Raw genomic sequence first — 6,864 nt, 5'->3', positions numbered from 1 at the left:
GCGTCAGGCCGGCGACACCCTCCTGGATGCGCGCCCCGCCGCCGTCGCTGATGCCGATCAGCGGGACGCCCGTGCGCAGGGCCAGGTCCATGACCTTCGTGATCTTCTGGCCGTGCACCTCGCCCAGGCTGCCGCCGAAGACGGTGAAGTCCTGCGAGTAGATGCAGACCGGACGGCCGTCGACCGTCCCGTGGCCGACGACGACGCCGTCGCCGGCGATCCGCTTCTTCTCCAGGCCGAAGTTGGTGGAGCGGTGCCGGACGAACGCGTCGAGCTCGGTGAACGAGCCCGGGTCGAGGAGGTGCTCGATGCGCTCGCGGGCGGACCGCTTGCCGCGCGCGTGCTGCTTGTCGACGGCGGACTGCTCGGCCGCGGCGCCCGCCTCGTAGYGCGAGGCGAGGTCCGCCAGCTTGGCGGCGGTGGTGCGCGGGGCCGTCTCGACGGGCTGCTGGGTGTCGGTCACCCGACCGAGGCTAGTTGTCGATGCCCACCATGCACGTGCAGTGCGATGACCGCGTTGCCCGCGTCGGGGTGTCGGGTTCCCACAAGGGGCGTCAAGATGGGCGTCATGCCCTCGTTGCGCGTCGCTGAGCTCCGCGACCTCCTGCTCGCTCCCGCAGGGCCCCTGACGCGCGTCGAGGTGGTCGACGTCACCGAGTCCACGAACACCGACCTCACCGACGCGCTGCGCGCCGACCCGACCTCGTGGCCGGACGCGAGCGTGCTCGTCGCGGAGCACCAGGCAGGGGGCCGCGGGCGCGCGGGGCGCTCGTGGGAGACCCCCCGGGGAACCGCGTTGACCTGCAGCTTCGTTCTCCACCCCCCGGTCCCCGCCGACCGGTTCGGCTGGATCGGGCTGCTGGCCGGCCTCGGAGCCGTCAACGCCCTGCGCGCCACGGCGGGCGTCCCGGCGACGCTCAAGTGGCCCAACGACCTGCTGGTGCCGGCCGAGACCGAGGTCGAGGGGTGGGGGGCCGCGCGCAAGGTCGGCGGGATCCTGGCCGAGGTGGTCCCGCTCCCCGCCGGCCAGCCGCCCGCGGTGGTGATCGGGATCGGGATCAACGTCAGCCAGTCCGTCGACGAGCTCCCGGTGCCGAGCGCGACGTCGCTCGCGCTCGCTGGTGCGCGGCACGTCGACCGCGAGGGGCTGCTCGTCGCGCTCGTCGCGGCGCAGCAGGAGGTGGCGCTCCGGTGGCGCGAGTCCGGCGGCGACGCGGTCGCGTCCGGGCTCGCCGACGAGGTCGCGGCCGTCTGCAGCACGCTCGGCACGCGGGTGCGGGTCGAGCTGCCCGGCGGCGGTTCGGTGAGCGGTCTCGCCGCGCGTCTCGACGACGACGGAGCGCTGGTGGTCGTCGACGACGCGGGCGACCCGCACCGGGTGCTCGCGGGTGACGTACGCCACGTCCGCTCGGCCACGTGAACTACCCTCGTCCCGTGCCGGACGATCGATCGCAGGAGCYCGACTTCCTCGAGACGACAGTGGGTGAGCTCGACGCCGAGCTGCTGGGCGGCCCGCGCACCCTGACGGCCCGTGACCTGGCCGAGCGCGCTGGGATCGAGATCGACGTGGTCCGCGCGTTCTGGACGACCATGGGCCTGCCGCACGCCGACCCGGACGACCCGATCTACACCGAGCGCGACGCCGAGGCCGTGGAGCGTGCGGCCGCGCTGGTCCGCGAGCACGGGCTCGACCTGCGCACGGTCATCACCGTCACCCGCGCGCTCGGCCACACCTCCGACCGCCTCGCGCTCTGGCAGGTGGAGGCGCTGGTCGAGGACATGGCGACGCGGTACGAGCTCGACGACACCTCCGCGCGGCTGCTCGTGCTGGACCGGCTGGCGTCCCTGGCGCCCGTGCTGGAGGCGCAGCTGGTGCACTCCTACCGCCGCCAGCTCGCCGCGATCGCCGGTCGGTACGCGGGGGAGTTCGGCCAGCTCCGCGACCCCGGCCCCGACCGCTCCGAGCTCCCGCTCGCCCGCGCCGTCGGGTTCGCGGACATGGTCTCGTTCACCCGCCGGACCGCCGGCCTCGGGTCCACCGACCTCTCGCAGTTCGTGCAGCGGTTCGAGGCAGCCGCGCGCGACGTCGTGTCCGCGAACGGGGGGCGCGTGGTCAAGACGATCGGCGACGCGATCCTCTTCGTCGCCGACAGCGCCGCCACCGGGGCGCTCATCGCGCTCGGCCTGGCGGACGCGTTGGGCAAGGAGCTCGACGTGGACCGCGAGACCACGACCGGGGGCCTCTTCGAGGGCGCCCGGGGTGTCACGCCCGTCCGGGTCGGGCTGGTCTGGGGGCGGGTGCTGTCGCGGTTCGGCGACGTGTTCGGCCCCGACGTGAACCTTGCCGCCCGGCTCACCGACATCGCCGACCCGAGCACCGTGCTGGTCGACGCCTCCACCGCCGAGGTGCTCGCAGCCGACCCGCGGTTCGTGCTGGAGCCTCGGCCGGCGCGGCGGTTGGCGGGGATCGGGTCCGTGGCGCCCGTGCGGTTGCGGGCGGCGGGGGCGTAGGGCGCGCTACGCCGGCTCGTCCTCCGGGTCGATCTCGTCCACCAAGGAGGGGCCGTTGTTGGCGACCGCGTTGACCGCCGTCGAGACCGGGGTGGCGACGATCTCCGGTGCCGGGGCCTCGAGCAGCTCCATCGCTCCGTCGGCGCCGACTGCCGGGTCCAGCCAGGCCGACCACGCCTCGGGCCGGAGCATGAGGGGTTGCCGGTCGTGGATGTGCGCGAGCTCGTCGGAGGCCGGGCGCGTGATGACCGTGGCGCTCACCACCCACCGCGCGGGGTCGTCGTCGGCCTTGCTCGGGTCCTTCCAGAACTCGTACAGGCCGGCGAGCGCCACCACGTCACCGTCGGCGGGGTGCAGGTAGTACGGCTGCTTGCGCTTGCTGGCCGCGCCGGGCGCGGGCTTCTTCCACTCGTAGTAGCCGTCGGCCGGCAGGAGCGCCCGGCGCACGGCGAACGGGCGGGCGAACGCCGGCTTGTCCCCGATCGACTCCACGCGCGCATTGATCATCCGGTTGCCCACCGAGATGTCCTTCGCCCATGAGGGGACGAGGCCCCAGCGCGCCACGCGCAGCTGCCGGGTGATCTCCCCGGTCTCCTTGTCGGCACGCTCGACGACCATGCGCACGCCGTCGGTCGGGGCGACGTTCCAGGACGGGCCGAGCAGCCGGACGTCGTCCGCAACCGTGGCGATGGCGAACTCGTCGGCCAGCGCCTGGTCCTCGCGGAAGGAGGCATAGCGACCACACATGGGGACCAGCGTGCCAGGGATCACGGACATCCGGATCGAATCGATTCGTTTCTTGTGGGAGAATCGTTCCGATGAGCTCGCGCCCCACCCTTCCCGCGCCGACCGGCCCCGTGCCGGTCACGGGCGTCGTACCCCCCGGCGTGGTGCCGACGGTCGACTCCGCGCCCACCCCGCAGTACCGCCCCAACGCCAAGTACGTGCTGCTGCTGGGGCTCATGTGCGCGCTGCCGGCCATCTCCACCGACATCTACCTGCCGTCGCTCCCGGACGTGGCGCGGGACCTGAACACCTCCGCCACCGCGGCCCAGCTGACCATGACCGCGATGCTCATCGGCGGTGCCGTGGGCCAGCTCGTGATCGGTCCGCTGTCGGACCGGTTCGGCCGCCGCAAGCCGGTGCTCGTCGGGGTGTCGCTGCACGTGGTGACGTCGATCCTGTGCGCGGTCGCGCCGGCGATCGTGCCGCTCATCGCGCTGCGCACCATGCAGGGGTTCTTCAACGCGTCGGCCAGMGTGGTCGCGATGGCGGTGATCCGGGACCGCTTCGTCGGCGCGGACGCCTCGCGCCTCATGTCCCGGCTCATGCTCGTGATCGGGGTGGCGCCGCTGTTCGCGCCCTCGGTCGGCGGAGTCATCGCGGGCCAGTGGGGATGGCGCGGCGTGTTCGGGGCGCTGGCGATCTTCGGCGTCGTCCTCTGGGTCGTCGTGTGGCGCCGGCTGCCCGAGACGCTTCCCCCGGAGCGGCGCCGCCAGGGTGGCCTGAAGTCCGCGCTCTCGGGGTACAAGAAGCTGTTCAGGGACCGCCACTTCGTCGCGCTCGCCATCCTGCCCGGCCTCGGCGTCGCGGTGCTGATGAGCTACGTCGTCGCGTCGCCGTTCGTGCTCCGCGAGGGGTACGGGCTGTCCGCCCACCAGTTCTCCCTGCTGTTCGCCGTCAACGGGGTCGGACTCGTCGCGGGCGCACAGGTGAACGCCGCCCTGGTGCGTCGCGTCGCCCCCATCCGGATCGTGCGCGTCGTCCTGCCCGTGTCGCTGGGGCTGACGCTCGTGCTGCTGGCCATCGCGATCACCGGCTGGGGCGGGCTGATCGCGCTCCTGGTCGTGCTCTGGCTCATCCTGGCGATGGTCAACTTCGTGCCGCCCAACGCCTCCGCGCTGGCGCTCAGCAGGCACGGCGAGGTCGCCGGGACCGCGGCGGCCGTCATCGGGGCCACCCAGGCCGGGGTCTCCGGCCTCGTGAGCCCGCTGTCGGGGCTGCTCGGCGGTGACGCCGTCGCCATGGCTGCGGTCATGGTCGGAGCCTCGGTCGCTGCGCTCCTGGTCCTCGCGCTGGCCACGCCGGCGTACCACCGCGACGGTGCCTGGACGGTCTGACCGTCGGCCCGCCTCGCGGGCTCCTTGGCCGGGGTCAGCCGCGGTGCAGCCGGTGCAGCCCCTCGACAGCCTGCGCCAGCACCTCGTCGCGCTTGACGAACGTGAACCGCACCCAGGACCGCAGTGCTCGGTCGACGTCCGAGCCGGAGTGCGTGAACGCGGACACCGGCACGCCGACGACCCCCGCCAGCCCGGGCAGGTCGCGGCACAGCTCGGCTCCGTCGTCGTACCCGAGGGGTGCCGCGTCGGCGAGCACGAAGTACGTGCCCTGCGGCCGGACGACCGTGAACCCGGCGTCCTCCAGTCCCGCGCACAGCAGGTCGCGGCGCCGGGACAGCGAACCGGCCAGCTCGACCACCCACGCCGCGACGTCCGGGTCCCGCAGGGCGAACGCGACGGCCGGCTGGAACGGCGCCCCGGACACGTAGGTGAGGAACTGCTTGACGGTCCGCACCGCCGTCACCAGCTGCTCGGGGCCGGTGACCCAGCCGATCTTCCAGCCCGTGAACGAGAACGTCTTGCCCGCCGACGAGATGGTCAGCGTCCGCTGCGCCATCCCCGGCAGCGTCGCGATCGGCACGTGCGCGCTCGCGGACCCGTCGAGCACCAGGTGCTCGTACACCTCGTCGGTCACCACCACCGCGTCGTGGGAGACCGCCAGCCGGGCGATGGCCGTCAGCTCGTCGACCGTCAGGACCGTGCCGGTCGGGTTGTGCGGGGTGTTCACCAGCACGAGCCGGGTCCGGAGCGTGAACGCGGCGGCGAGCGCGGCGAGGTCGAGGCGGAAGCCGTCCGTGGTCGCGCGCAGCGGCGCGGTCGTGTGGGTGGCGCCGGCGAGGGCGATCACGGCCGCGTACGAGTCGTAGAAGGGCTCGAGCGTCAGCACCTCGTCGCCCGGACCGGCGAGCGCCAGCACCGTCGCGGCGATCGCCTCGGTCGCTCCCGCCGTCACCAGCACCTCGCGGTCCGGGTCCCAGGTCAGGCCGTAGCGCGACGACTGGTGCTCGACGACCGCCTCGCGCAGCGCGGGGATGCCCGGACCCGGTGGGTACTGGTTGGCGCCGGCCGCGATCGCGTCCTGCGCGGCGCGGGCCACCGACGCGGGGCCGTCGACGTCYGGGAAGCCCTGCCCGAGGTTCACGGCACCGGTGCGCGCGGCCAGCGCGGACATCTCCGCGAACACCGTGGCCCGGGGGACTCCGTCGTCGCCCATGAGCCCCGTCGCCCGGGCGACGTCCTGCCAGCGCGCTGTCATGCCCAGAAGGTTAGGCGGTGCCTCGAGGGGAACCCGTCGGTGACGGGTCCGGGAGCGGGAGCGCTCAGCTCACCAGTCCGGTCGCGGCGGTCAGACCCGCGACCACGACGAGTGCGAGGGACGCCCAGGCTGCGACGATCCACCACTCCACGTGGTGTCGCCGCAGAACCCGCTGCGCCTGTCGTTCGGCCATACCTAGAAGATCGGCACGGACCGCGCTACGTACAACTGCCCGCGCCGACGAGCGTGAATTTCACCCGACCACCACGCAACGAATCGTCGTCCGGGCACACGCCCGCGTCGCTCGTCGAGGGTGGTCGCGCAACGGGCGAGGGCGACGAGTCGCCACGACGTCACACCGGCCGTCGATCTCAGCTGCCCGCGGCGGTCTCCAGCTTGTCACCGAGCGTGGTGAGCTGCTGCGCCAGCTGGTCGAGGGAGTCCGCGGCCGACCCGGCGGCGTTCGCCTTGGCAGCCTCGAGCTCGGCCTGGGCGTCCGCGACCTGTGCCTGGGCGTCGGCCAGCGCCTGCTGCGAGGCGGCGGCGCCCTCGGCCTGCGCCTGCTCGAGCGCCGTCTGGGCGTCCTGCACCGCCGTCTGCGCGTCGGCCACCGCGGTGTCGGCCTGCGCCCGGGCCGTCTCGTCGAGCGACCCGAGCTGCTCCTTGACGTCCTCGATCTTCTGCTGCGCGGCGTCCGCCTCCGCCTTGGCGTCGTCGACCTGCGCCTTGAGGTCGTCGATCGCGCTGCGTGCGTCGCTCGCAGCGTCCTTGGCCTGCTGCGCGGCGTCGTCGATGTCCGCGTCGGAGCACCCCGCCATGCCGAGGGCGAGCAGGGCGGCGATGACGGGCGCGCCGGCACGAGCGAGTCGCGGGCGGGTCGGGGTGGGCATGTCGTCCTCCGGTGGCAGTCGTGGGCAGGTTCGGTCCCACAGTCTGCCCGCCTGGCCGACGACACGCCCGACGGAGACAGGCCGACGC

The 6,864-nt window shown here is 73.6% G+C and carries 8 protein-coding genes; 3 read left to right on the top strand and 5 right to left on the bottom strand.

Annotated features, from left to right (window positions below; translation table 11 throughout):
* The coding region (locus AC1DUQ_RS14690; RefSeq protein ID WP_477074034.1) for a carboxyl transferase domain-containing protein at positions 1 to 463 on the bottom strand (463 nt) is incomplete at its 3' end.
* Between the two features lie 105 nt (positions 464 to 568).
* Here AC1DUQ_RS14690 and AC1DUQ_RS14685 point away from each other — a divergent pair.
* Positions 569 to 1,420 carry a biotin--[acetyl-CoA-carboxylase] ligase gene (locus AC1DUQ_RS14685; protein WP_477060344.1) on the top strand — a complete coding sequence of 284 codons (852 nt, stop codon included), beginning with the start codon at positions 569 to 571 and terminating at the stop codon, positions 1,418 to 1,420.
* 14 nt (positions 1,421 to 1,434) lie between these two features.
* Entirely contained in the window at positions 1,435 to 2,511 is a 1,077-nt protein-coding gene (locus AC1DUQ_RS14680) for an adenylate/guanylate cyclase domain-containing protein (protein WP_477074033.1), read from the top strand.
* A gap of 6 nt (positions 2,512 to 2,517) precedes the next feature.
* Here the strand turns inward: AC1DUQ_RS14680 and AC1DUQ_RS14675 are convergent, their stop codons facing one another.
* Positions 2,518 to 3,258, bottom strand: a complete 741-nt coding sequence (locus AC1DUQ_RS14675; protein ID WP_477060346.1) for an SOS response-associated peptidase — start codon at positions 3,256 to 3,258, stop codon at positions 2,518 to 2,520.
* Positions 3,259 to 3,329: 71 nt separating this feature from the next.
* Between AC1DUQ_RS14675 and AC1DUQ_RS14670 the strand changes: the two genes are divergently transcribed.
* Complete coding sequence (locus AC1DUQ_RS14670) at positions 3,330 to 4,631, top strand: multidrug effflux MFS transporter (RefSeq protein ID WP_477074032.1); 1,302 nt, start codon at positions 3,330 to 3,332, stop codon at positions 4,629 to 4,631.
* A 34-nt stretch (positions 4,632 to 4,665) separates the two neighbouring features.
* Here the strand turns inward: AC1DUQ_RS14670 and AC1DUQ_RS14665 are convergent, their stop codons facing one another.
* The 3 genes from AC1DUQ_RS14665 to AC1DUQ_RS14655 all read right to left on the bottom strand — a co-directional run bounded on the left by AC1DUQ_RS14665 (position 4,666) and on the right by AC1DUQ_RS14655 (position 6,776).
* The gene (locus AC1DUQ_RS14665) at positions 4,666 to 5,886 is read right to left on the bottom strand and encodes a pyridoxal phosphate-dependent aminotransferase (RefSeq protein WP_477060348.1); all 1,221 of its coding nucleotides are present in this window, start codon (positions 5,884 to 5,886) and stop codon (positions 4,666 to 4,668) included.
* Positions 5,887 to 5,950: 64 nt separating this feature from the next.
* Positions 5,951 to 6,079 carry a molybdopterin oxidoreductase gene (locus tag AC1DUQ_RS14660; protein ID WP_175346467.1) on the bottom strand — a complete coding sequence of 43 codons (129 nt, stop codon included), beginning with the start codon at positions 6,077 to 6,079 and terminating at the stop codon, positions 5,951 to 5,953.
* Positions 6,080 to 6,257: 178 nt separating this feature from the next.
* A complete protein-coding gene (locus AC1DUQ_RS14655; protein ID WP_477060349.1) occupies positions 6,258 to 6,776 on the bottom strand; it encodes a hypothetical protein in 519 nt (172 codons plus the stop codon).
* Positions 6,777 to 6,864: the final 88 nt, after the last annotated feature.

Source organism: Cellulomonas sp. P4_B5_2 (assembly GCF_056402235.1).
Note: the sequence above shows the minus strand (reverse complement) of the source record. Positions and strands in the feature narration are given on the sequence as shown.

Coding starts and splice junctions, on each gene's coding strand:
- AC1DUQ_RS14685 (WP_477060344.1), top strand. CDS start 569: ATGCCCTCGTTGCGCGTCGCTGAGCTCCGCGACCTCCTGCTCGCTCCC.
- AC1DUQ_RS14675 (WP_477060346.1), bottom strand. CDS start 3,258: ATGTGTGGTCGCTATGCCTCCTTCCGCGAGGACCAGGCGCTGGCCGAC.
- AC1DUQ_RS14660 (WP_175346467.1), bottom strand. CDS start 6,079: ATGGCCGAACGACAGGCGCAGCGGGTTCTGCGGCGACACCACGTGGAG.
- AC1DUQ_RS14655 (WP_477060349.1), bottom strand. CDS start 6,776: ATGCCCACCCCGACCCGCCCGCGACTCGCTCGTGCCGGCGCGCCCGTC.